This window comes from Streptosporangium sp. OZ121, assembly GCF_051918885.1.
GTDB lineage: Bacteria > Actinomycetota > Actinomycetes > Streptosporangiales > Streptosporangiaceae > Streptosporangium.
The window spans coordinates 345,972-368,704 of record NZ_JBPXMC010000004.1 but is presented as its reverse complement, the minus strand read 5'-3'; the positions used below and the strand labels follow the sequence as shown (position 1 = coordinate 368,704).

General features: G+C 66.8%; 29 protein-coding genes and 2 pseudogenes. 5 read left to right on the top strand and 26 right to left on the bottom strand.

What is annotated here, in order from left to right; translation table 11 throughout:
- Nucleotides 1-15: 15 nt before the first annotated feature.
- The 22 genes and pseudogenes from nrdJ to ACTOQ1_RS11595 all read right to left on the bottom strand — a co-directional run bounded on the left by nrdJ (nt 16) and on the right by ACTOQ1_RS11595 (nt 12,778).
- Entirely contained in the window at nt 16-2,082 is a 2,067-nt protein-coding gene (gene nrdJ / locus ACTOQ1_RS11700) for a ribonucleoside-triphosphate reductase, adenosylcobalamin-dependent (protein ID WP_440066406.1), read from the bottom strand.
- A gap of 159 nt (nt 2,083-2,241) precedes the next feature.
- Entirely contained in the window at nt 2,242-2,388 is a 147-nt protein-coding gene (locus ACTOQ1_RS11695) for a hypothetical protein (RefSeq protein ID WP_440066404.1), read from the bottom strand.
- On the bottom strand, nt 2,385-2,537 hold the full coding sequence (locus tag ACTOQ1_RS11690) for a hypothetical protein (RefSeq protein ID WP_440066402.1): 153 nt from the start codon (nt 2,535-2,537) through the stop codon (nt 2,385-2,387). Before ACTOQ1_RS11690 ends, ACTOQ1_RS11695 begins: the two co-directional genes overlap by 4 nt.
- Before the next feature lie 3 nt (nt 2,538-2,540).
- A complete protein-coding gene (locus ACTOQ1_RS11685) occupies nt 2,541-3,158 on the bottom strand; it encodes a hypothetical protein (protein ID WP_440066400.1) in 618 nt (205 codons plus the stop codon).
- Nucleotides 3,155-3,895, bottom strand: coding sequence for a hypothetical protein (locus tag ACTOQ1_RS11680; RefSeq protein WP_440066398.1), 741 nt, complete (start codon nt 3,893-3,895; stop codon nt 3,155-3,157). Before ACTOQ1_RS11680 ends, ACTOQ1_RS11685 begins: the two co-directional genes overlap by 4 nt.
- Before the next feature lie 7 nt (nt 3,896-3,902).
- Nucleotides 3,903-4,130, bottom strand: a complete 228-nt coding sequence (locus ACTOQ1_RS11675; protein WP_440066396.1) for a hypothetical protein — start codon at nt 4,128-4,130, stop codon at nt 3,903-3,905.
- Nucleotides 4,127-4,372: a hypothetical protein gene (locus tag ACTOQ1_RS11670; RefSeq protein ID WP_440066395.1), complete on the bottom strand. Its 246-nt coding sequence runs from the start codon at nt 4,370-4,372 to the stop codon at nt 4,127-4,129. Before ACTOQ1_RS11670 ends, ACTOQ1_RS11675 begins: the two co-directional genes overlap by 4 nt.
- The gene (locus tag ACTOQ1_RS11665) at nt 4,362-5,000 is read right to left on the bottom strand and encodes a toprim domain-containing protein (protein ID WP_440066393.1); all 639 of its coding nucleotides are present in this window, start codon (nt 4,998-5,000) and stop codon (nt 4,362-4,364) included. Before ACTOQ1_RS11665 ends, ACTOQ1_RS11670 begins: the two co-directional genes overlap by 11 nt.
- 19 nt (nt 5,001-5,019) lie before the next feature.
- A pseudogene (locus ACTOQ1_RS11660) lies at nt 5,020-5,139 on the bottom strand (CHC2 zinc finger domain-containing protein); the annotation flags it as partial.
- Between the two features lie 95 nt (nt 5,140-5,234).
- On the bottom strand, nt 5,235-5,579 hold the full coding sequence (locus ACTOQ1_RS11655; protein ID WP_440066391.1) for a hypothetical protein: 345 nt from the start codon (nt 5,577-5,579) through the stop codon (nt 5,235-5,237).
- Nucleotides 5,579-6,355 (bottom strand): DUF7275 domain-containing protein, encoded by a 777-nt coding sequence (locus tag ACTOQ1_RS11650; protein WP_440066390.1) that lies wholly within the window; start codon nt 6,353-6,355, stop codon nt 5,579-5,581. The genes ACTOQ1_RS11655 and ACTOQ1_RS11650 overlap by 1 nt, the downstream gene beginning before the upstream one ends.
- Nucleotides 6,356-6,452: 97 nt before the next feature.
- Nucleotides 6,453-6,800 carry a hypothetical protein gene (locus ACTOQ1_RS11645; protein ID WP_440066388.1) on the bottom strand — a complete coding sequence of 116 codons (348 nt, stop codon included), beginning with the start codon at nt 6,798-6,800 and terminating at the stop codon, nt 6,453-6,455.
- Complete coding sequence (locus ACTOQ1_RS11640; protein ID WP_440066386.1) at nt 6,793-7,002, bottom strand: hypothetical protein; 210 nt, start codon at nt 7,000-7,002, stop codon at nt 6,793-6,795. The genes ACTOQ1_RS11645 and ACTOQ1_RS11640 overlap by 8 nt, the downstream gene beginning before the upstream one ends.
- Before the next feature lie 13 nt (nt 7,003-7,015).
- Nucleotides 7,016-7,210: a hypothetical protein gene (locus ACTOQ1_RS11635; protein WP_440066384.1), complete on the bottom strand. Its 195-nt coding sequence runs from the start codon at nt 7,208-7,210 to the stop codon at nt 7,016-7,018.
- 11 nt (nt 7,211-7,221) lie between these two features.
- The gene (locus ACTOQ1_RS11630; protein ID WP_440066382.1) at nt 7,222-8,001 is read right to left on the bottom strand and encodes a DnaB-like helicase C-terminal domain-containing protein; all 780 of its coding nucleotides are present in this window, start codon (nt 7,999-8,001) and stop codon (nt 7,222-7,224) included.
- Between the two features lie 11 nt (nt 8,002-8,012).
- Nucleotides 8,013-8,498 carry a hypothetical protein gene (locus tag ACTOQ1_RS11625; protein WP_440066381.1) on the bottom strand — a complete coding sequence of 162 codons (486 nt, stop codon included), beginning with the start codon at nt 8,496-8,498 and terminating at the stop codon, nt 8,013-8,015.
- Nucleotides 8,499-8,509: 11 nt separating this feature from the next.
- Entirely contained in the window at nt 8,510-9,406 is an 897-nt protein-coding gene (locus tag ACTOQ1_RS11620; protein ID WP_440066379.1) for a RecB family exonuclease, read from the bottom strand.
- Between the two features lie 151 nt (nt 9,407-9,557).
- On the bottom strand, nt 9,558-9,815 hold the full coding sequence (locus ACTOQ1_RS11615) for a hypothetical protein (RefSeq protein ID WP_440066378.1): 258 nt from the start codon (nt 9,813-9,815) through the stop codon (nt 9,558-9,560).
- Between the two features lie 355 nt (nt 9,816-10,170).
- Nucleotides 10,171-10,641 (bottom strand): helix-turn-helix domain-containing protein, encoded by a 471-nt coding sequence (locus tag ACTOQ1_RS11610; RefSeq protein WP_440066377.1) that lies wholly within the window; start codon nt 10,639-10,641, stop codon nt 10,171-10,173.
- Between the two features lie 116 nt (nt 10,642-10,757).
- Nucleotides 10,758-11,636: a hypothetical protein gene (locus tag ACTOQ1_RS11605; protein ID WP_440066375.1), complete on the bottom strand. Its 879-nt coding sequence runs from the start codon at nt 11,634-11,636 to the stop codon at nt 10,758-10,760.
- 232 nt (nt 11,637-11,868) lie between these two features.
- Nucleotides 11,869-12,012, bottom strand: a pseudogene (locus ACTOQ1_RS11600) (thiamine-binding protein); the annotation flags it as partial.
- A 43-nt stretch (nt 12,013-12,055) separates the two neighbouring features.
- Nucleotides 12,056-12,778 (bottom strand): MOSC domain-containing protein, encoded by a 723-nt coding sequence (locus ACTOQ1_RS11595; RefSeq protein ID WP_440066373.1) that lies wholly within the window; start codon nt 12,776-12,778, stop codon nt 12,056-12,058.
- Between the two features lie 83 nt (nt 12,779-12,861).
- On the opposite strand from ACTOQ1_RS11595, the gene ACTOQ1_RS11590 reads away from it, so the two are divergent.
- Genes ACTOQ1_RS11590 through ACTOQ1_RS11580 form a run of 3 tightly spaced genes read left to right on the top strand, consistent with a single transcriptional unit; the run spans nt 12,862 to nt 15,111 of the window.
- Nucleotides 12,862-13,554: an endonuclease V gene (locus tag ACTOQ1_RS11590; RefSeq protein WP_440066371.1), complete on the top strand. Its 693-nt coding sequence runs from the start codon at nt 12,862-12,864 to the stop codon at nt 13,552-13,554.
- A gap of 2 nt (nt 13,555-13,556) precedes the next feature.
- Nucleotides 13,557-14,522 carry an ankyrin repeat domain-containing protein gene (locus ACTOQ1_RS11585; RefSeq protein WP_440066369.1) on the top strand — a complete coding sequence of 322 codons (966 nt, stop codon included), beginning with the start codon at nt 13,557-13,559 and terminating at the stop codon, nt 14,520-14,522.
- A 40-nt stretch (nt 14,523-14,562) separates the two neighbouring features.
- Nucleotides 14,563-15,111, top strand: a complete 549-nt coding sequence (locus ACTOQ1_RS11580) for a hypothetical protein (protein ID WP_440066367.1) — start codon at nt 14,563-14,565, stop codon at nt 15,109-15,111.
- A 73-nt stretch (nt 15,112-15,184) separates the two neighbouring features.
- Here ACTOQ1_RS11580 and ACTOQ1_RS11575 read toward each other — a convergent pair whose 3' ends face one another.
- Both ACTOQ1_RS11575 and ACTOQ1_RS11570 read right to left on the bottom strand, forming a co-directional pair.
- A complete protein-coding gene (locus tag ACTOQ1_RS11575; protein ID WP_440066365.1) occupies nt 15,185-15,673 on the bottom strand; it encodes a hypothetical protein in 489 nt (162 codons plus the stop codon).
- Nucleotides 15,674-15,890: 217 nt separating this feature from the next.
- The gene (locus tag ACTOQ1_RS11570; RefSeq protein WP_440066363.1) at nt 15,891-16,298 is read right to left on the bottom strand and encodes a hypothetical protein; all 408 of its coding nucleotides are present in this window, start codon (nt 16,296-16,298) and stop codon (nt 15,891-15,893) included.
- A gap of 440 nt (nt 16,299-16,738) precedes the next feature.
- Between ACTOQ1_RS11570 and ACTOQ1_RS11565 the strand changes: the two genes are divergently transcribed.
- On the top strand, nt 16,739-18,346 hold the full coding sequence (locus ACTOQ1_RS11565; RefSeq protein ID WP_440066361.1) for a M4 family metallopeptidase: 1,608 nt from the start codon (nt 16,739-16,741) through the stop codon (nt 18,344-18,346).
- 219 nt (nt 18,347-18,565) lie between these two features.
- Nucleotides 18,566-20,017 (top strand): MFS transporter, encoded by a 1,452-nt coding sequence (locus tag ACTOQ1_RS11560; protein WP_440066359.1) that lies wholly within the window; start codon nt 18,566-18,568, stop codon nt 20,015-20,017.
- A gap of 210 nt (nt 20,018-20,227) precedes the next feature.
- On the opposite strand, the gene ACTOQ1_RS11555 is transcribed toward ACTOQ1_RS11560, so the two are convergent.
- Together ACTOQ1_RS11555 and ACTOQ1_RS11550 are read right to left on the bottom strand one after the other, a co-directional pair.
- A complete protein-coding gene (locus ACTOQ1_RS11555; RefSeq protein WP_440066357.1) occupies nt 20,228-20,512 on the bottom strand; it encodes a DUF1540 domain-containing protein in 285 nt (94 codons plus the stop codon).
- Between the two features lie 451 nt (nt 20,513-20,963).
- Nucleotides 20,964-22,700, bottom strand: coding sequence for a right-handed parallel beta-helix repeat-containing protein (locus tag ACTOQ1_RS11550; protein ID WP_440066355.1), 1,737 nt, complete (start codon nt 22,698-22,700; stop codon nt 20,964-20,966).
- Between the last annotated feature and the right edge of the window lie 33 nt (nt 22,701-22,733).

Here is a 22,733-nt window from a genome sequence, read left to right as displayed (position 1 = left end):
CGGAAGCGATGTCCGCTACCTGATAGGACAGGCCCCGGTAGCGCACTCCTCATCAATCGAGTCAGACACCGTGTACACGCTCTCTTGCTCGTTAAGTGCGGCCCACTGTTCCGCCGTCAGCCGCTCATAAGGCGCCTGTTCCCGGCTCTCGTCGACCATGAGCGTCGTGCCCTTCAAGTGGGGCAGGTACTTGACCAGCAGTGCCGACAGGTCCGCCGGGGTCACACTGTCCGGCGGAATGTTGACCGTGAATGAAACGGCGTTGTCCGTGTAGACCCGCTGAACCATGGCCTGAACCCTGAGCATGTCTTCCGGGCTGATCTCGTCGGCAGACTCGACCGTTTCGGCCGGGTAGCCGAGAGCGACGACCTGTTCCACCAGGGGATCGAGGGTGGGGATTTCAACCACGTCTGTGTTGGCGGCATACAGGTCCGGTTCGGTCTTGTACCCCTGTGCCCGGTAGTCCTCAAGCATGCGGGCCTGATCCGGATCAACGGTGCTGAACCTGATTCGCCGAATGAAGTAGCGGGCGTAAATGGGGTGGATTCCCTCGGTGGTTCCGGTGAGTTTCGCCACCGTCCCCGTGGGTGCCACGGTGGTTACCTTGATCGGCTCAGGAATGCGAAGCTCAAACGAATAGATGTGAGCCTCTTCCCGAATGGCGGCCTTAAGACTCCTGAGCACATACTTCACGTACGGGTGATTGTGCGTGTCGCTGAACTTGATTCCCAGCTTTGCGAACGCGGCCTGATATCCGATCAGGCCCACACCGATCCGCCGGTTCCTGTCGAGGATTGCCCGGCTACGCGGGTCCGTCACATCTCCGTAAGTCGCACGAATCAGGAACCGCGTCATCATTCGTGCGGCCTGAATGGCACCCTGTAGGTCGAACGGGTCGCCTGCGACCTTTGGCGCAAACTCGTCGAGGTTGACGTGTCCAAGGTTGCACGGCTCACCGAAACCAGTGAGGCCGATCTCGCCACATGGATTACTGGCGATTACCTCATCTACTTCGCCCACTTGGTTAAGGGAGTAGTTCCACAGGCCGGGCTCACCGTTGGTGAGCATTCCTTCCGACACCTGATTAAGGACGTCCTGCGCATGTTCCTGCAAGCCCGGCGTAACCTCGCCCCGCAGTGCCTCAAAGAACAGGTCGTCAACGGCAACGCTGATATTGGTGGTCCAATGCGATGACGTGTCCGCCTTGCATCGGATGAACTCGGAGATCCACGGGTCATCCCACCGGAGAATGCTCATGCGGGCGGAACGGCGTACGCCCCCGGCGACGACACATTCCCCAATGGCGTGATCAATCTCCATTGCGGCCAACGGGTTGAGGGAAGCCAGGCGGCCGGGTTCGCCGTCCGCCAGCTCGGCGAGGATTCCGCCGACGTCGCGGAGCATCTTCGCCAGCGGGGCCGGACCGCTGGCCGTCCCGCCAAAGGACTTGATGCGGGAACCCTGGCAGCGAACCCGCGACACGTCGTAGACGCGCACCCCCCGCGCGGCCGGATTCCACGCCGCTTCAATGACGTCTGCGAGTGCGTCGCCCCAACCTTCCCGCGAGTCCTCTACTTCCATGTAGGAACCGGTGTGGTCGGGGCTGTAGGCGTCGCTGAGCAGTCCGGCCGCCCTCATGGCCTCATAGTCCTGGTGCATCGGGTCACACACGATGTGGACCTCTACAGGGATGCGAATGGGGCCGTACCGGGCGAGGTAGTGAGAACTGTAGTTCGCGCCCACTCCCCCGCCCTCAGCCAACCGCATGAGCGTGAATCGGAAGTGATCCGAGACGTTCTCATACCAGCCGGACACCCAGCAGTTGAACAAGAACTGTCGACCCTGGACACCACTCGCCCAGAGGTGCCTACCGGCGGGCAGTAGCTTGAATGAGCCGATCAGGTCGGTAAGGGTCTCGGTTTCCTTGTCGGCTTCCGACCAGTCGACCCAATCGACCAGGCCGACGTTTCCGGCGACGACGCGAGTAACGGTCTCAGGCCACGTTTCCCGCGTGCCGTCCTTCTTCGTGCGCGAATACGTGCGCTCATAAACGGCTTGCCCCGTGGGGCCAAACTTCGTCAAGTGATTCCCTAGCTAGTGATGTGTCGGATGCACGCGATGATGAATCCGAGTGCTTCGGCTGTTCCGTGAACCCCGCCAATCATGGCGAGTACGGGAACAAGGAAGCCCCCGACCCATTCCGGCCGGGGGCTGTTCCGCTTGTCTGGCAAGGCGGAATCCTTAAGTGGCGATAGCGAGCGCCAGCGACAGCGCCAGCGTGAGGAACGCGAACGCCCCGCCGACGATGACGACCAGGGCGAGACACCCCGCGAACCCCTCAACCGTTTCGCTGGCCATCTTCCGGCGATTCCGCTTGGTGTAGCTCACAGACGCCCCAACCTCTCGACTGCTTCCGTCACTCGGGTGAGGGCGTGTTTGTGGCCGTCGGCCCACCCCTTCGTGTAACCCTCGTCGTGGGCTTTCTCGCTTGCCGCGTCGTACGCGGCTTTCAGCCATTCCGGAATCTCGTAGTCCACCGTCTAGCCCTCCCTGTCGCTACTCGTCATTGCGTAGGCCCGCGCGTTCGGAATCGCCTTGCGGGCGCCCGGCCCCTCGTGGTCGAGGGGGGCGGCGTTGACTACGCGGTTCAGCGTGAGCGTCAGCCGCTCAATCGCCCGGCACCATGTGCGGTACTCGGAGGGGGTGAGGGAATCGCCAGTGATGCGGCGGATGATGATTCCGCGCCACGTGTCGGGAAGCTTCCCGATCGCCGTCTTGAGGTCCCACACGTTGACGACGATGTTGCCCGCGTCCGGGGCAGCGAGGTAGCCGTCTTTCGTGGGGGGCAACGCCCACGTTGATTCCCCACCGTCGGCCCACAGTTCCAGCAGCTCCCGCACTTCGGCGGGCGTGTAGAGGTAGCGGGCTGACATGGTGACGTAGGAGGCGCGTTCCTTCGCACACCAGGCCGTAGCCTCTCGGCGCATGGCGTCATAGAGCGCGGCGGGGTCGAGGGCGTTGTATTCGTCGACGCGTGTACACGCCTTCATCAGCACATGCTGTGTGATGTCGTCGGCCTCGATCATCGGCCACTCGCGGGAGACCCGCTGCCCGACTGATTCCGCCGTGGTCATCGCTTGGGGGTTGAGGTTCATCACCAGGCCCGCCCGTCCGCCACAAACCCGCCGTCGGCCCGCATCGGGACAAGGGTGGGTGTCGCTGACTTGCCGTCGGTGTCGAGGTACGCGAACCCGGCCTGCCAGTTGGCCGCACCCCTCTTGAGGTAACCGGCCTTCCGCACGTCCATCATGTGACCGACCTCAACCCCGTACAGGGCCGACATGCGGCCCGCGTAGCCGGTCGTGTAAGCGCCGATTCCAAGCTTGTGAACGTGGCCAATCACCAGGCTCTTACCGATCGCCCTAGCGCCATTGAGGGCCGTGTAACCGGCCTGTCGAGACATGGACAGTCCGAGGTGCCCGTGAGTCGCCACCCATCCGGCGGTGAACTCATACCAAGCCGGGGCCAACGTGATTCCGTGGGCGTCGAAGTCCAACAGGTTCTCAATGTTGAACGCGGTTGATTCCGCCAGCGACGGCGCATGCTCGGCGAGGTGCAGCCGGGGGCGTGCGTCGTGATTCCCCTCTAGGAAATCAATGGGGCCGTCGTACCCCTTGCGGATCTCCCCAAGTAGCCGCTTACCGGTCTCGGAATCTTTCTGAACGCTGCCCTCAAACTCGCCCCGCGTCCCGCGATTCCACCGTGACGGCTGCGGGTAGTCCATCCAATCCCCGATGACAATCACGCCGTCAGGCTTGGTCGCGTGAATGAAGCCGGTAAGGGCTCGAATCTGCCGGGGGTTGTGGAACGGAATCTGCGTGTCAGGAAAGAACACGTAGCGCTTAATTGTCGCCGTCCTCAAGGTCAATGCTTGCCTGAAACAGGAGGGCGTAGACCATGGCGTTAAACGCCAACTCGTCGCCGTTCTCCCAAATGCGCGCGGCGGCTTCAACGGTGGCCGCGTACTCGTCGGGCAGTTCTTCCACGTCGGCTACGCCGATGGCGTGGGCGATCAGTCCGGCCCGGATCAGCTTCGTAAGGACCGTGGTCCCCCGGTTGAGCAGGCTCACGCGTTGATCCTCTCTCGCAGGATGCGCTTCACTCGGGTAATCCGGATTTGCAACATGACCGCGTACACCATCAAGTCCTCTGCTTCCTCGCTTGCCCAGTCCAGCAACTCAGCGAGGCTCATGCTTTCGAACCCCTGGTTGCCGTCGGGGGTTTCGTACTGGTCTTTCCCTACGCCCATCACGCGCGCTTTCGCGGCCTTGACGGCGCTCTCTACTGCTGCGGCAAGCTGATCACTCGTCATTGATTCCGACCTTTCGGCGTAGTGCTTCCGGCCCGTGCTCCTGAACGAAGCTGTTCACGTCGTGGCCGGTATCCATGAGGATGATTCGGGCGTTACTGCAACGCCGGGCGATCGTCTCGCCGAGTTCCGCGCCCTGGCCGCTGTCGTCGTTGTCGGCCAGGATGTAAAGCACGTCGTACTGATCTAGGGGTAGTGCCCATTCGTTGCGCCAGGCTTTGACCCCTGGAATGCCGATGGCGGGAACGCCTGCCTGTGTTGCGGCAATGGCGTCTATCTCGCCCTCACACACCGCCATAGTGCTTACGGGCAACTCCAGTACCCGCGTGTTGTAAGGGCGGGGGATGTCGCCGGGAACGGTGAGGTACTTAGCGCCGTCACCGTCCCCCAAGCGACGGAATCTGATTTGCAGAGTCGCCAAGTCTGGCGACAGGTAGGGAATCGCTATGCGCCCACGGTATTTCTCATGCCCCGGCATCGAATCGGCGACGTAGCCCAGCCGAAAAGATCGAATGCTGTCCGGCGCTAGGCCCCGGTTCGTCAAATACTCTTCGGCGGGACTTCCGCGCATTGCGCGCTGATATTGCCGGGTGCTCTGTTCCAAGAATGTCCGTGAGGATTTCGACAGCACCAGAGAAATTGCAGCCTTCTTTCCACATGATTAGCGAGAACGTGTCTCCGTGCGCTTCGCAGGCGTGGCACTTGAACGCGCCACGCTCGGTTGATACGGAAGCGCTCGCGCTGCGGTCGTCGTGGAATGGGCATTTCATGGGTGCCCATTTGTAGCCCTCGGGAACGTATTCGGCCCCGTAGTGCATGAGCATCTCAGCCATGCCCTTAGGCGCATCTTCCACGGCGCTCTTACTCACTCATAGACGGTGACCGTCTTCGTGGTCGGCCACACCGAACGAACCTCGCCGTCCCAGTCCGAACCGCCGTAAGAGCCGTAGTAACCGGTCTTTCGGAAGTACCGGGTTACCCCGTCCTGAGTCACCTTGACGGCAACGGACGTGGATTCCCCGTCGCCCTCTCCCCCGCCGATCGACTCAACCACGGTGACCGTTCCGAGCCGGGTAACCTCCTGGCTCTCCCCGGCCTCGTCGCGCCACCAGGTCCAGGACTCCCAACCCTCTCTCTCCTCCGCGTGCGCAAGGAGGATGCTCTCAACCTCGCGGGGCGAGGCGTTCTCAAGGTTAATCCGGTCCGTCATTACTTTCCTTCCAGGGGAATCAGTCGATCAGCGCGGCTCAGGTGTCGCGCTACATAGTCGGTGTCCGGGCGGAAAAACACGTCGTAGTTGGCCACGATTAAACGGGACGACCAACCCTTAGTCAGTGACGTGATGGTGCGTCGAAGTGCCCACGCGTAAGCCAAACGGCGCGAACATGTGTAGCCGCTCGGAATCACTTGCCGCTCAAGGGCGGTCGCGTAGATCTCTTCACGAAAGAGCCGTACCTGATCCTCGAATGGCAGGGCGCGGACTTTCGCCATGTCGATCTGTACGCTCGCCCCGTCTTTCAGAACGCTTTCGTAAAGGGGCCGGTCCCCATAGGCAACGCTGTCATGAATGCTGTCGTGATCGTAGACACGCGTCACGGCGTCGTTAAAGAAATCGTCCGCCTCTTGGGTGAGGTTGACTTGTTTCTTCCCGTAGCGACGTTCCCAGACCTCATAAAGCATGTCGTGTAGGTCGGGGAGAATCTTGGCGCCGCGCTCTTTCAGAAACAACAGGTCGTTCATGTGCTTGTTCCACGAGTTGTTTCGCAGGTCCCAATAAGCGTGTGACGCTTTGATGGTTATTAGCTCGTCGGGGGTCGCGTAGGACATTTCCGGCTTGCCCGCGAACCACACATTAAATGCGTCGTCCCAAAATCTGTCGGTGTCGCCTACGTCTTTGGGGCTGAAAACGTCAACGTCCTTTGGCGGCCTGGCCGTGTTGCCGTACCAGAGTGTTAGGGCCGTTGATCCGACTATGAGCACGGTCATCTGTCGGGCCTCCTTTTGGTTACGTTCCGGAGTCGCCGGCCTTTTGGCCTAGGCTTCTGACCTGCGGGTCTTCGAACCGCGGACCAGTTGCCGGCCACTACGCAGCGTTGCGGAAGTGCTCGCCGACCAGGGGCAGGATTGCCCGCCACTCCTCAAGCGTCATGAATACGTACGCTTGACTGACGTGCTTTCGCGGGGCCTTGACGATGACTACGCCTAGGCCCGTTCCCGTACGGTCCTTAATGGCCTTTAGCTGCTTGGCGTACTCGGAAAGCGTGATGCTCTTTTCCGCCTTGCATTCGTGCGGAATCGGGTACGGGACCGATAGGTCTCCCGCGCCGAAGTCGCGGCTACCGATCCGGTCACATCCGGGGATGGTTTCAGAAAGGTAGTCCGCGACCTCACGTTCCCACTTCGTGCCCTTTTGCTTGTTCGGGTTACCCATTGTCCCAACGGGAACCGAGAACCGCCTCTGAGTCGAAACCGTTGAGGCGCCCGTACGCGTCGAGGAAGAAAATCAGGTCATTCTCTTCCTCGGCAATGACCGTGCCGGGCCTCACCTCGATCCATCCCCAATCCCTGATGAGGAATGCGCTCACGTTCTCCAGATCAAGGGGGGTGCCGTGAATGTCCCTAACTTCGCTCATGGTTTCAGCTCTCCTAATTCTCGTCGCGCGTGGCAACCGCAATCAGGCGGTCACCCTCGGCGTAAACGCGGAATCCCTTGTGATCCACGTAGCTAAAGACGTCGTCCCCGTGGACTTGCAGGGTTCCCGGTTCGATGTCCTCCCACCCGATCGTTTCCAGGGCAATCGCCCGGATCTCGTCGAGGGCGTAGATTCCGGCGTCCGTCACGCGTTTGTCTCCTAGTCAGTGATGCTCATTCGGGCTAGGTCAGAATTGAGCGCTAGCCGGTATTGCCCGGCAGGGTCGGGGCGCCCGTGGCGATTCTTAGCCACGACTACGCCTAGCTTCCCTTCCTCGGGCCGGAACAGATTCAGAACAAGAGAAGGTTTCTTGCTGATCTTCCCCTTAAGGGCACTGAGGGGCGGCGGCTGTGCCCCGTCGTCATAGTCGCCCGTCAGGTGATGAAGGGCGATGACACAGGCCCCGGTCTGCCGGGCGAGGTCTGCCAGGTAATCCATAACGCTCTCTAGCGCTATGTGGCCGCGTTCCTCAACGTCGGGGGAGATGTCGCCGACGTTGTCGACGACGATCATTTCCGGGTAGGTGCCGTATACGTACGCCCACGCTTTTACGTGGTTCTCGATCATGTCGAGGGTGGGTGACGAGTCGAAACACCAACGGAGTTTGCGCAGGCTCGCGAGTTTGGAATCTAGGTAGCGGGTCTCCCCGGCCTCAACCATCTTCGCTATCTCGTGGATCTCCCGGCCGGACAGCATGGCGGCTGTGCGTTCGTACTGCGTGGCCGCGTCTGAGTCCGCCGAGAAATACAGGGTCTCCACTCTTGCGGCTACGGCCAGAGTCAGCGACAGGGCCGACTTACCAACCCCCGGCCCCGCCGCGATCAGGTGTAGCTGACCGCGACGGAACACAACGCCCTCACGCGTGAGGCGCTTAAACGGGGTAGGGAGTGCGGCCCCGGCATCCCCGACTTTCGCCCGTGCGCGTTCTAGGACATACACGGGGGCGTGTCCTAGCCGCTAACGCTCTTGCATCGAGAGGGGTCGTCCCTGCGGGCCGTGCAACCCCAGAACGCCGGATACGGCTTACCGGCCTGCGAGGTGCCCGCCGCCACGTACCTCATTGGGCCGTGCTTGCAGTTGGGGTTCGCCGGGGCCGTGGGGGGCGCGTCGGACGGCCAGGGGTCCGCCGGGGCGGACGGCCACTCGCCTCCGGCTGGGGCGTTCTGCCAATCGTTCGCGGGCGGGGCCGACGGTCGAGGCGTGTACACGGGGGCGCCGCCCTGAGCAACTGGCGTCGCGCCGAGTTCGCTACTCAGGAGGGTGAACGACCGAACGGCGGTGACGGCCTGGCCGAGGTGCGTGGCGAACGCTTCGTCGATCTCCGCAAGCTCTGCGATGAAGTCAGCGGCGCCGGGGGCGCGCACGTGGAACATGCCAATCTTGCGGCCCTGGCCGTCGAGAATGTCGAGATCAAGGGCGTACGGGAAGTCAGTCAAACTGTCCCCTCCTACTTCCGAGTTGCAAATTCAGGGCCAAAAAAAGACCGGTCCGTGCCCATCGCTGAGCAGAACCGGCGTACGCCACACGTCGTGCAATGGTCGCCAGGATTCGGGAGGTAGTTCCCCCTCATCTCTGAATCGTGCATCGCACGAAACCATTCGGCGACCATGTCTCGCGAGTATGGGCGTAGGTCCATCGGGTCACTAGGCGCGTGGTTCTTCGCCATGTAGTAATCGCCCCACTCGGGTTGTTCGCCGAGGAGGTCATACACAGCGTGCCCGTAGAGGGCTAGCTGTAGCGGCCCGATGGGTTTCTTATTGCCCGTCTTGATGTCGCGCACTAGTAGCCGTCCATCGGGGGCAATGAGGATCAGGTCAATGAATCCAATGACCTGTACATCGCCCATCATGATGTCGAATGGCACTTCGCTGGCCGGTTCTCCCGGCAACCATTCGAGCGGCACTAGCTTGGACTGTCGGGCGTGTTCGATGTATCCGGCCACCTGTAGCAGGCCGCGTTCGTAGCGGTTCGCTAGGTCGGTTTCCGGTTTGGTCCGGCCGGGGCTTAGCCAGCGATTCAGATCGGGCTCTTTCGCCCTCATCTGGTCTACCTCGCGGTGCCATGCCTCGATGAACCATGCTTGTGCCTGTTCGGGGCTGTGAGCCCTGTAGGCGCGTTCCCAGCGTTCGACGGCCTCATGTACTGCGGTGCCCTGTGCAAACCACGCTGCGGGCGCCTGAGGCGCTTTCGCGACCCTTTCGAGTCGGTACGCTTCGCCGCACCGGGCGAACCCGGTGAGCTGGGAAACGGATCGTCGTCTTTCTTCCGTGATGCCTCCTCTGTCGAGGCTTCCCCGCGTCTCTGTTACCTCTGTTGAGTTTTCAAGGTAGAGCCGAGTTGTCACCGCTACTAGCTTCCGCTTCACACCCTGTCGGGGGTGTTACTTACGCCGGGGTTCCTTGGTGGGGCAGTTGTTCGCGGTCCAACGAGTACGACTCTACCTTGTCTTCCGAGTTGCAACCTGTGCAGTCAAGCCCTTTTGGATAACAGGAAGGTCACGAGTTCTGGCGCTGCATCGGGTAGTCGCTTGAGGCGTCAAAGTCGCCTGACGTCACTGCCGCAGAGATCCAGTACGTAACAAAGCCGTACGTCTGGCCGTCGTCGTCCGTGTCGGTGTCGAGGTGGCACAGAAACGCGGGGGAAGGGATTCGGCACGAGGCCCGCATGTCCATCGGGCTAAGCGGCATGGGAAACCTCACCGAAATTTCCACCCCATCGGGATAGGAAATCTCGGTTCGTCGAATGTTGCCCACCCATTCCACGATAGGTGACCCCAGAATCACGAACGGGTCCTCAGGCCCCATCATGACCACCGCCTTTCGATCTATCTAAAGCCACTCATAGCCGGAACATCCCGGCTAGAGGGGGTATCGTGCAGCCCCCCCAGGAGGGGAGTCGCGTGTGCCCCCCCATGGGGGAGTATGACACTAGTGGGACGTGTGGGGCAGTAGTCGGGTTTACACCGATTGGTAACGTTTTACCGTAGATCCGCCGCAGGTCAGAGCGTTGTGAACGTTCCAAGAGGCCCCGGCGTACAGGATGCCTGACGGCCTGGACGCAAGAGAGGCCGGGGGTGCCCCCCCGGCCTCTTCTCGGACAGACGTTCGGCTACGACTTCCACGCCTCCATGGCGTCGGCCAACAGCCGACCAATGTGGGTGTCAGTTGCGATCTTCCCCGACGCGTCAACCGTGTAGAACCCACCAGCCGGGCTAAAGTCATTCGGTTCCATCTCGGGATCGTAGGCAACATCAAGGCCCCGGCGAACTAGGTCCTGCGCCCAAGTGATTGCGGTGGCTCGCTTATGTGGGTTAAGCGTCTTGTCCCCTTGAATGATCCGCGATAGCTCCCGCATGTTTTGCGCGGGCGCGGCCCGCTGGTGATCCAGTCCGATCAGCACCCACGGCAAAGCGGCCTTGTGGTCCCCCCGTGGCCGGTGAAAGTTCAACTCTTTGGCGGCGGTGGCGACAGTCCGGGGAGAGCAGCCCACCATGGAAGCAATGTCGTCGTACTTAACGCCCTTTTCGAGTAGTGATCTGATTTGCTCACGGTCGATCTTGCGTCTGTTCGTCGCCATCATGGGGGTACCTCTCACGTGCTGTTCGCTGAGGGGGACTCATGTTATCGCGATTTGCCCTGTCACCCACACCTTTTGATCTTCGAAATCGGCTACCGAGTTGAAGTGTAGCCCACCTGTTACGCGGCGGACATAAGCCCCAGAGCCATACGGGCGCGGGCCGCCCCCTGAGCCACATTCGCGACAGGGCCGGGCTTACCGGCGGTCTCGGCGACGCACAGGGAGCACACGCCCGGCCGCGTCACGGGCCGGGAGCACTCGGGGCATTCGGAAGCGTGTACACGCTGCGGCCGGGGGGCAGGGACGGCGGGCATCTTGTCCTTAAGCCGGTAGGTGATCAGCGCCACGGGCGAGCGCACCTCGGCGGGAAGCCTGTCGGTGAGGATTCGCCGGATGTGCATCTCGTCGACACCACGGGCGAGCCATTCGGCGACCAGGGGCACGACGGTGGCCCTGTCACGCTGCCCGAGGGCAAGCCGGGGCTCAGCGAGGGCGAGCCGGGCGATCAGGTCGACGCTGGCAAGGGTCTGCCTGTCGTCGGGGGCAATCCCTTCCCCCCCGTCCTGGTGAGCTTCTACGGCCTCCACAGGGGCCGGTGCCGGGGTCGCGTCTGCGGCCGGTGCCGGGGGGGTGGTTTCTTTCTTGAGGTTCTTTACCCCTTTAGGGGTAGCGCCCGACGCACCGGCGTTCGGCTGACCGACAGCCGGGGTGTCGGGCGTCGGTGCGACCTGCGAAAACTCCCCGGTCTGCGGAACGTCATACACGTTTACGTCGGTGACGTGGAGTCCCTTAGCATCCTGGCGCTTGATGCTGGTCATGTAGCCGAGGGAGCGAAGCAGGGCCTTAGCGTTGTCGATCGCCTTCTTGCCTTCGTCGAACCGGGCAGCGAGTGAGGCCGTGTCGCACTTCGCACCGTCCGGCAGCGACAGGAGGTAGGACAGGAGGCCGCGCGCCAGGAGGGTAAGGCGCGTGTCCTGCAATGCTGCGTTGCTGATCACGGTGAAGTTGCTAGCGGGGTGTGCCTTGTGTGCGTAGAACATGGGGTGGTGCCTTCCGGGGGTGCTGCGTTCCTGCTGACACGCGCGACCCTAGTTGCAACTCGGACAGCATGCAACTCGGAAGCCGGGGCCGGTCGAGGCCCCGGGATGCCCTACCGGGCGGGGGTTCGGGGGGTTACCATGAGGTTTCCGCAGGTGAGAAAGTGTGTCATTGGGTTCGATGCACCCAGGTCTCGCCCTCGACCGTGGTGAACATGGCGTCGGTCCGGTTGGGCAGGCCGGAGGCGCGGACGACGCGCACGGCCTCGGAGACGAGCTCGCCGACGTCCTCCCCCGCTCCGATCGGGGTCACGCTGAACGCCACGAGCACCGACATGTCCCACCCTTTCCCCGGCTTCCCGCGCCTCTCCCCACGCACCCTAGTTTCCGGCCCGACCGGCGGACAATCCGGCGGGGGTGGCGGTGGCGCGGTCTCCGAGGCGGGCGGTGCCGGCGCGGGTGACCCGCATGATCACGCCGAACTTGTTCCCGTGCTCGCCGATCAGCCACTTCTGCAGCTCGGGCCAGCGCTCGCGTCCCTCGGGGTCCCAGCTGGGCACGACGCACCTGACGCAGGGTCCCGCGTGGTCGCCGGTGACGGTGAGTTCCGTCTCCCCCGCGGTGACCGTGGTGCCGGGCGCCCAGTTCTCCTCGTCGAACGCGGGCGCGTCGGTCTCGAGGTGCAGGTTGGGCCGGAACCTCAGCAGGTCCACCGGCCTGCCGAGCTCCTCGCCCAGGGCCGCCAGGGACGCCTCGAAGGTGACCAGCACGGTAGGGCCACGGTCCTGCTGCCCGTCGGCGGCGCGCAGGCTCAGCGGCGTGCCCAGCGACCGCGCCAGCGCGTCCGTCAGGCCGGGGGCGTCCCAGTCCCACGTGGCGCCGTCCGGTCCGGTCAGTGTCGGCGCGTCACCGTTCCACCGGGAGCCGCTCCCGGGAGAGCCGTAGGCGGCGCGCCAGTGCAGCATCTCCGCCCGCCGCCGTACGGTCAGCACCTTGCCCGCGCGGTTCTCCCCTTCGCCGAGGAGCGCGTAGGCCCGGTCGCCGGCCAGTCCCCGATCGTCGAAGCGCGCATCCTGGAGCTCCTCGCCCCGCAGCGACTTCACCGGCCACCGAAGAATCCGATAAACAGTACCGAAATATGACGTCATACTATAAAAGTAGCGATCGTGGAGTTATGAAGGTACAAATGCCGCACACTGTCACGGAGGCCGAGGCCATCCAGGACGAGCTCAGGGCACTGCTCGACCTGACCGGCCCCGGACCCCGCCGCCCCTCCAGGATCGCCGGAGTGGACGTCGCCTACGACAGGGACCGGCTGGCCGCGGCGGTGACCGTCCTGGACGGGACGACGCTGGAGATCGTCGAAGAGGTCGCCGTGGCCGGGAGGGTGACCTTCGACTACGTCCCCGGGCTGCTCGCCTTCCGCGAGGTCCCCGCGCTGCTGGACGCCCTCGAGCGCCTGTCCGCGCCCCCCGACCTGGTCGTCTGCGACGGATACGGCCTGGCGCACCCCCGCCGCTTCGGCCTGGCCTGCCACCTCGGCGTGCTCACCGGCCTGCCCACGATCGGGGTCGGCAAGACCGCCTTCGTCGGCACCTATCCCGAGCCCGCGCCCGGGCGGGGCGCGTGGACCGACCTGACGCTGGACGGCGACGTCGTCGGCCGCGTGCTGCGCACCAGGGACGGGGTCAAACCCGTCTTCGTCTCCACCGGTCACCGCGTCGACCTCGACACCGCCTGCCACAACGTGCTGAACCTGACGCCCCGCTACCGCCTTCCCGAGACCACCCGCACCGCCGACCGCCTCTCGCGACGGTTTCTGACCGAGAACTGTCGTACGGACCTGGTTGGATCCGCTCAGCACGACAAGATGGGATAAAAGTGGGCGAAGACGAGTGGGCCGAGGACGTCGACGCGTGGCGCGACACCAACCTGGCGCAGATCCGCCAGCGGCTGGCGAACGGGTTCGACCCCGGCGGGCGGCTGCCGTGGCTGCGCACGACCCCCCTGCACCAGGCCGCCCAGGAGGGCGCCACGCGGGTGATCGAGCTGCTGCTCGCCTCGGGCGCGGAGGTCGATCCCGTCGACGCCGACGGCGCCACCCCGCTGTGGGAGGCCGTGCGCCACGGCTGGGACGACGCCGTACGGATCCTGCTCGCCGCGGGCGCCGACCCCTGGCGGCCGTGCATCGCGGGCCGCTCCCCCGGCGTCCAGGCCCTCTTCACCGAGATGGCCGGCCTGTTCGCCCACCTGCCGGGAGCTCCCAGCGTGAGCCCCAGGTTCCGCGAACTCCAGGACACCGTCGACGCGATGATGTTCTCGTACGAGGACTACAGCGAGGAGCTGTGCGTGGCCTTCGTCGGCGAGGTGGCCGAGGACGAGGTCATCCGCCGCCTGGGCGCCGCGCCGGAGGCGTGCCCGCCGATGGAGACCGGTGAGCTGTGGGGTGCGGAGCAGTCCTCCCCGGTGGAGGTGCTGCGCGTGGCCAGCCCGCCGGGGGGCGGGGTGGTGCTCTTCCAGTCCGGCGGCATCCTGCCGGTGCGCGACGGGGTCGGCAGGGCGGTCACCTCGGGCGGCGGGGTGCTGGCCGGGGCGTTCCCGTCCACCAGCCCGTCGGTCGACATCTGGCGGGACGGGATTCCCGCGGGGCGGCCCTCGGTCCACGAGCAGCTCTCCGACGACAGCATGGTCGAGCTGTGGATGTGCCGCTTCGGCGACTGCGGCGCCCACCCCTCCACCGCGACCGAACGCACCCTGGGCCTGATGACGCTGCTGACCTCCACCTACATCACCGAGGAGTGGCTGTGGAGCGCTCCGATGAGGCTGGTCCCGGTCATGCTGCGGTGACGAGCCGGCGGGAGTCCGGAATGGGTAGAGTCGCACGACGATGAGAAAGCACACGATCACCGCGCTGTGGGAAGAGATACCCGACGATGCCGACGACCTCGCCGTGGTGCGCGGCGGGTTCCGGGTCTATCTGTGCATGTGCGGCAGGCAGCTGGCCGACCGGGCGGCGGCGGAGTCGCACGCGTCGGAGACCAACCAGTGCACCACCTGCCTGGGCACCGCCGTCGAGGACATCGTGCCCGGCTTCTCCCAGCCGTGCACCGCCTGCGCCGGAACCGGCCGGCGCAGGGCTCAGCTGACCTGGCAGCTCGCCCACGTCGAGGCCGAGTCCGTGATCACTGTTGAGTTCGTCCGCGGGCTGATCGCCGGTTTCACCGAGCCGTTCCGGCTCTCCGAGGTGGCCGACCTGGTCCGCGAGACCCTCCACCTGCCGGTGGGCCGCCTGCCGGTCGGCCCGCGCGTCCGCGACATCCTGCGGGGCCTGGAGGCCCAGGGCGAGCTCGTGCTGATCTCCGCCCCCGACGAACTGCTCCGCGGCACCTCGGTCATGCTCTACCGCGACCCCTACTGGGAACACGCCACCGGCTGAGCGTCCACCGGACAGGTCCCTCCGTCGTCTTGACGCGTTCGCCGGAGAGCTCGCGGCCTGACCGGTGCCGGTTTCAGAAGGAGAAGAGGCTGAGGATCGCCAGCAGGGCGTGCTCCGCTCCGCTGCCGAAGCAGGCGGCGAGCGCGTAGCCGAGGGCGGCCTCCTCCGGGCTCGGCGAAGCGACCCACTCGGCCCTGACCTCGCCGTCGGCGAGCGTGGTGAACTCCCCGAGGCCGTGCTCACCGCGGAAAAGGCCGCTGGACACCTCGGAGGTGGGAATCAGGGTGTAGGTGGTTCCCGCGTGTTCCACCTCGGCCCGGTAGGAGTGGCGCGTGACGCGCCCCGGCCCGGGGCGTAGCGGGACGGGAACGCCGTCGAGGGTCATGGTCAGCTGGTCGGGGCCGCGGGTGCCGATGGGAACGTGCCGCTGCGCGACGGCTTCGGCGGATCGGCGTACGACGACCGTGGGAATCGCATCGCCCTCGACGCGCATGGTGCCGGCGTCTCGATCCAGCGTGAGCGTCAGCTCTCCCACGACCGCGTCGGTGACGTGTGTTCCCATGCCCGCAAGTATGCAAGCCTTCCACGCGCCTTTCCATCGAAAGGACCGCTCGGAGGAACCCGCGCCGGGCTCGCCCCGTCCGGGATTCCGTACGGGGAGGTTCTGCCCGGCCGGACACACATCCGGCCGGGCACACATGGAGCGGCCCATGATTCGAGAGGGCGCCCGGAGCCTGTTCCAGCCCCCGCGGGAAACACGACCCGGGCGGTCGCCGGCCTCAGGCCGCGCGGCCCGCGTACTCGTCGAGGCGCCGGAACATGGCGGCCAGCATCAGCGGGAACATCGCCACGTGGGCGATCGTCATGAGCGCCCCGCCGTCGATGAGGCCCAGCCAGAGCAGCGGGAAGAGCGGCACGACGGGGACGAACATGGCGGCGCACATCTCCAGGGTGGGAGCCCAGCCGTGGCCCCGGTAGCGCATCCAGACGGCCATGCCGACGGACATGTCGAACGCCATCAGCAGGTAGGCGAGCTCGGGCTGCCGGTCGTGGGAGAAGCCGAGACCGGCGGCGGACAGGAGCATGCCGAGAACGAACATCCCGGCGAACATCGCGATGACCATCTCGACGTAGTGCCAGGCGAAGCGGCCCCACCGGCGGCGGGCGGGCGGTGCTGTCTGTGTCATGGTCCGACTGTGCCGCCACGCCGGCCACACGCCGAGGAAGGGAGCCACGCAGGTCGGAAAACCTGGGACTCCTGTCCTTTTTCACATGGTCGCCCCGTGATCGAACGCCGCGTTCGTAACGGGCCCGCCCGTCGTGCCGGAGCGACGCGCCTCAGGGCTTCCGGCAACCCGCGGTAGGACCCGCGGACCTCCCCGCTCCGACGTCCCTCCCGAATCGTGGGACGGCGGGCACAAGCCTGCCCGCTCGAGGACGCTTCCGTGCAGGTGAGCGCACTGTCGAGGGACCTGAGCCGGTACGCGCGCCGACCCATATCACGGCGTTATGGAATTTTGCGAGGTACTCAACCGCCCCTCCCGGTGCCAGCTTTATGGAGCCCGGACTCTTAGGGCTCCTTGCATCCCTCCTACCCCCCAAGGGACACCGAGAGGAGTCACCCCGCGTGAATCCGAAGGTCAAGCTTGGCGCCGTGGCCGTACTGGCCGTCGCCGCCATGACCACCCCCACGGCGGTGAACGCCGCCACCCCGGCGGACAGCGCCGCAGCCCGTACCGCGTCCGCCGAGCCGCCGGTGTTCGCACCGCCGGACGCGGAGGCGCGCAGCCGCGCGGTCACCACCGCCAACGCGACCCTCGCCGCCAGGTCGGAGGCCGTCCTCAAGGGACGGAACGAGAAGTTCACCCTGGCCAGGAACATCGCCGGTGCCCACGGCCTGCAGTACCTGACCTACGCGCGCACCTACCGCGGGCTGCCGGTTCACGGCGGCGACGTGGTGGTCGCCACCGACAGGGCCGGAGAGCTCGTCGGGTCCGTGAGCTCGGGCCAGCAGGCCAGGATCACGATCGACGTCACGAGCAAGGTGGACGCCGAGGTCGCGGCCGCCACCGCCCGCGCGCAACTGCCCGTCGTGGAGACCGTGGCCGCGCCCAGCCTGGTGGTGCACGCGACCACCACGACGCCCAGACTGGCCTGGGAGGTGGTCGTCAGCGGCGCCACCGCCGAGGCCCCGAGCGTCCTGCACGTCTTCGTGGACGCCCTCGACGGATCGATCGTCGACTCCTACGACGACGTGCACGCCGGAACCGGCAACGGCTACTACAACGGCAACCCGGTGACCATCCAGACCTCGGGCTCGGGCAGCTCGTACTCGATGACCGACACCACCCGCCCCGGCCTGCGCTGCGGCGGGCAGAACGGCTCGGCCTACACCGGGACCGACGACTCCTGGGGCAACGGCTCGGGCACCAACCTGGAGACCGCCTGCGTCGACGCGTTGTACGCGGCGCAGAAGGAATGGGACATGCTCCGCAACTGGCTGGGCCGCAACGGGTTCAACGGCTCCGGCGGCGCCTACCCCGCCAGGGTGGGCCTGAACGCCGTCAACGCCTACTGGAACGGCAGCTACACCAGCTTCGGGCGCAACAGCGCGAACACCAGGCAGGCCACCCCGATGGACGTGGTCGGCCACGAGTACGGTCACGCCATCTTCCAGACCTCCGGCAGCGGCGGCGGGGGCAGCGGTAACGAGTCGGGCGGCCTGAACGAGTCGACCGGTGACATCTTCGGCGCGCTGACCGAGCACTACGCCAACCAGCCCGCCACCCTCGACCCGCCGGACTACCTGGTGGGCGAGGAGGTCAACCTGACCGGCGCGGGCGAGATCCGCAACATGTACAACCCCTCGGCCAAGGGTCACCCGAACTGCTACAGCTCCTCCATCCCCTCCACCCCGGTGCACGCGGCGGCCGGGCCGCAGAACCACTGGTTCTACCTGCTCTCCGAGGGCACCAACCCGGTGGGCAAGCCGTCCAGCTCCGTCTGCTCGGGCCCGACGAGCCTGGCGGGCATCGGCATCCAGAAGGCCGGCCGCATCTACATGGCCGGCCTGAACACCAAGACCGCCCCGTGGACGCACGCGAAGGCGCGGAGGGCCACCGTGGCCGCCGCCAAGTCGCTCTTCCCGAGCGGCTGCGTCGAGGTCAACGCGGTCAAGGCCGCCTGGAGCGCGGTGAACGTCCCGGCCACCAGCGGCGAGGTCTCCTGCCCGTGAGGCGGGACACTCCTCCGCGCCGGCGGTGACCCCCGGCCCTCGCGGGCGCGCCCGCGAGGGCCGGATCGCACTCCGGATCGCGAATGGTGATTGGGAAGTCCGGAAAGGGTACGTATGCGCTGCTGAAAGGTGGAGAGGTCGACCGGAGACGGGGAACGAGGCGGTCATGACGATGCTCAGCCGATCACGGGCCGGGGCGCCGCTCCCCCACGCGGCCGGATGAGCACCGGACCGGGCGGGGTGACGTCCACCCAGGATCAGGCGGGGGCGGACCCGCGCCGCTGGAAGGCGCTGAGCGTCTGCCTCGTCGCCGGTTTCATGACCCTGCTGGACGTCAGCATCGTCAACGTCGCGCTGCCCGCCATCCGCGCCGGGCTGGACGCCCCGCAGAGCGCCCTGCAGTGGGTGGTGTCGGGGTACGCGCTCACCTTCGGGCTGATACTGGTCCCCGCCGGGCGGTTCGGCGACATGTACGGCCGGCGCAACGCGTTCGTCTTCGGGGTCGTGCTGTTCACCCTGGCCAGCGCGGCGGCCGGAGTCGCCGGGGACCCCACCCTGCTGGTCGTCGCGAGACTCGTGCAGGGACTGGCGGGCGGAGTGATCAACCCGCAGGTCAGCGGGCTGATCCAGCAGCTCTTCCGGGGGGCGGAGCGCGGCAGGGCGTTCGGGATGCTGGGCACCGTGATCGGCATCTCGACCGCGATCGGCCCGCTGCTCGGCGGGCTGCTCATCAACCTCGGCGGCGGCACCGACGGGTGGCGGCTCGTCTTCTACGTCAACGTGCCGATCGGCATCCTGGCCGTGGTCCTGGCGTACCGCTACATCCGGCCCACCGCGAAGGAGGGGCGGCCACGGGAGTCCATGGACCCGGTGGGCGTGCTGCTGCTCGCCGCCGGCGTCGTGCTGGTGCTCCTGCCGCTCGTCGAGGGGCACGAGTGGGAGGCCTCGGCGAGGTGGCCGTCCCTGCTCGGCGGGCTCGCCGTGCTCGGCGTCTTCGCGGCCTGGGAGCGCCGGTACGGGCGGCACGGCCAGCCGGTGGTCGACCTGTCCCTGTTCCGCAGGCGCTCGTACGCGCTCGGCGCCCTGGTCGGGGCGCTCTACTTCGCGGGCTTCACCGCGATCTTCTTCGTCCTCACCCTGTACCTGCAGAACGGCCTGGGCTACTCGGCCCTGGAGGCGGGGCTGGCGACCACGCCGTTCGCGGCGGGTTCGGCCGTGACGTCCCTGTTCGGCGGCCGGATCGTCACCCGGCTGGGCCGCCCCCTGGTGGTGGCCGGGCTGGTGCTGGTCGCGGTCTTCCTCGCCGTCACGGCGCTCGCCGTGCGGCTGGTCCCCGGCACGCACGTGGCCTGGGCCATCGCGTTGCCGCTGCTCCTCGCCGGCCTGGGCAGCGGCCTGGTGATCTCCCCGAACCAGACACTGACCCTGTCCGAGGTGCCGGTCGCCGGGGCGGGCTCCGCGGGGGGCGTGCTCCAGACGGGGCAGCGCATCGGCACCGCCGTGGGCATCGCGGCGATCGGCTCGGTGTTCTTCGCCGAGGTCGCCTCCTCGCACGGCGACTACGCGACGGCGTTCCGGCACTCGCTGCTGGTCACCATCGCCTTCGTGCTGGTCGCGCTGGTCGTGGCCGTCACCGACGTGATCACCTCCCGCCGGGCCGCCCGGTCCTGAGCGACCGTCGTCTCGGCCGGTCCGACCTGTACGGCCATCGCCCTGGCCTCCCCTGCCGGCACCGACGCCATGACGCGGGACCCGGGTCGCCGCCGTCGCCTGGTCAGGACGCCGCACCCGGGTGTGCGCGGGACGCCGCGATTCCGGCCCTTCGACCTCCAGCGCCCACCGGCCGCCGGACCGTTGAGCCGCGACCCGGGTCACCCGGTGTCAGGCGGGCGCGTACGTGAGGCAGTCGATGTCGTTCTGCGCGTAGCCGACGACGATGCCGGAGGCCTGGCACGAGTACTGGACGTTGTGCTGGCAGTTGGCCATCTTGCAGGCGCCGACGTGACCGGTGGAGTCGGGGTCGCCGCCCTTCGACGGGACCTTGAAGAAGGTCTCGCACTCGGCGTGGCTGCTGTTGCCGACCGTGATGGCCAGGGCGTGGCAGGTGTGCGCCGTGTTGTAGGCGCACGCCTCGACCTGGCACTCGTTGACCTCGGGCATTTGCATGGCTGAACTCTCCTTGGGCTCGGGCCGGTCCCGGGCTCTGCGAGCCTCGCCGGGGCCTGTCGCCCATTGGTCTGTCGGTCTCGCCCGTGGCGGCGCGTTCCGGCTGGCGTCCGGAACGTCGGCCCGCCTCGCGCCGCGCCATGTCACGGTCGCCGATGCTCGCGGCCGGACGTGGCGCGGCCCGTGCCCGCGTACGGGCTCCGGGACTACCCCGTCTCATACCGCGCGCCGATCGCCTTCACGCTCATACGGGTCCCAAGGCTTCTCCAAGAGAACCGGGGCGTTCGTCCCGCGCCGGCGGGTTTCGGGGGAGACGGAGACGGCCGACGATGCCCGAGGCCGGCAGGTGCTGGGCCGCGAGCAGGTGGCCATGATCAGGAAGCCGTGTGCCGCCACCGCGATCAGGGAGACCCCGGTCGCGGGCACACCCCGGTGGCGGAGGGCCCGGCGGTCACCGGCCGAGCAGGTGGGCGTAGCCGGGCTCCAGGCCCGCCCGCGCGGCGATGCCCGCCGTACGGGCCGCGAAGTCCTCCTCGTCGGCCACCGTCGCGTTGTCCTCCAGGGTGACCCCCTCCGGCGGGTCGTCCCAGCCCACCGGGTCGGCGTCCCAGAGGTTGCCGCGGAGGACGACGTTCTCCAGCGGCGGCCAGACCCGCAGGACGGCCGTGTTGTCGGCGCGCTGGACGGCGTTGCCCTCGACGGTGACCCAGGCTGCGCCGTAGTCGGTGTAGAGCCCGAAGTTGTACGGCGTGAGCGTGTCGCGCACGACGTTGCCGAGGATCGTCGCGCCGTTGTCGTGGGAGTCGCCCTGGGGGCCCGACAGGTAGATGCCGCCGCCGTCGGCGAGCACCTTGAGGGTGTTGAAGGTGAGGTTGCGCAGGACCCGGGTGCCCTTGCCGGGACCGAGCACGATGCCGCAGTGCGGGACGTCGTTCACCTGGTTGTGCGCGACCGTGGAGCCCTCGCTCGCGGTCACCGCGATGCCGGGCGAGCCGGAGTACTCCAGGCCGATGTCGTGGATCCAGTTGTTCTCGACCGTGACGCCACGGCTCCCGCCGATCGAGATCCCGCCGCCGCAGACGTCCTCGAACACGTTGCCCCGCACCAGGACCTCGGCGCTGCCGCCGGAGAGCCGCAGGGCCGTGGCGCCCAGCCGGGTGAAGCGGCAGCCTTCGATCGCGACACGCTCGGCGCCCTCGAACACGACGTTCGCGGGGATCGTCAGCGACTCCCCGGGCACCGTCACCCATGCCCCTTCGGCGAACGACACCTTCTCGATGGGGCCGCCGTCGTAGTAACCGGTGCCGTGGTAGTGCAGGAAGCCCTCGGGGCGGCTCGGCCGCGTCCAGGTGGCGTCGGCGAAGGTGATGCCCAGGAAGGCGAGGTCGCGGGCGCCGGTGACCGTGACCAGTTCCTCCAGCACGGGCGCGACGACCTCCGTCCGCCCGGGATCCTCGCCGGGGCGCGGCCGGTAGCGCAGGACGTGACGGCCGGGGCGGGACCTGTCGAGGACGAAGGTGCCCGGCTCGGTCAGGAAGCCCGCGCCGTTCTCCACCCGGGTCGGCAGACCGGGACCGTAGGACTCGCCGCCGCCCTCCCAGGGCACCACCGAGTTGTAGAGCTCGATCGCCCAGCCGAAGGCTGGCTGGGCCATGGTGATGACGGTCGAGTGCCCGTCACCCTCGACGGCGGCGACGCCGAGGCGGGCCTCCGTCCACGGGTAGACGCCGCGCAGGACGAACTCGACGTCGCCGGGGTTGCCCCAGCTCTGCGGGGCGGCGCTGTCCGTGACGTAACCCGTGTCGGTTCTGGTGGCGTTCCCGGGAACGGCGTCGATCGAGGCCCGCTCGGCCCTGCGGCCGTCGACGTGGAGCCGGCGGGTGTCGAGGTCGCCGACCTCGGCCAGCCAGACGCCGTCCCGCTCCCGCCAGCCGGTGATCCTCCGGCCGCCGCTGACGACGGCCTCGCCCACGGCCCGGTAGGTCACGCCGGAGTCGGCCTCGGTGAGCCGGAGGGTTGCGGCGAGCCGGTGGGTACCCGCCAGCAGGTTGACCACGGCGCCCACAGTGCCCGCGCCGCGGGCCAGGTCACGGGCCAGGTCACGGGCGTGGGCGAGAGTGGCGACGGGGCGTTCCCTGGTGCCGGGCCAGTCGTCGTCACCGGAGGGGGAGACGTAGAGCTCGTTCAAGGGCACTCCTCGTTTATTATGTAAACAGTGATA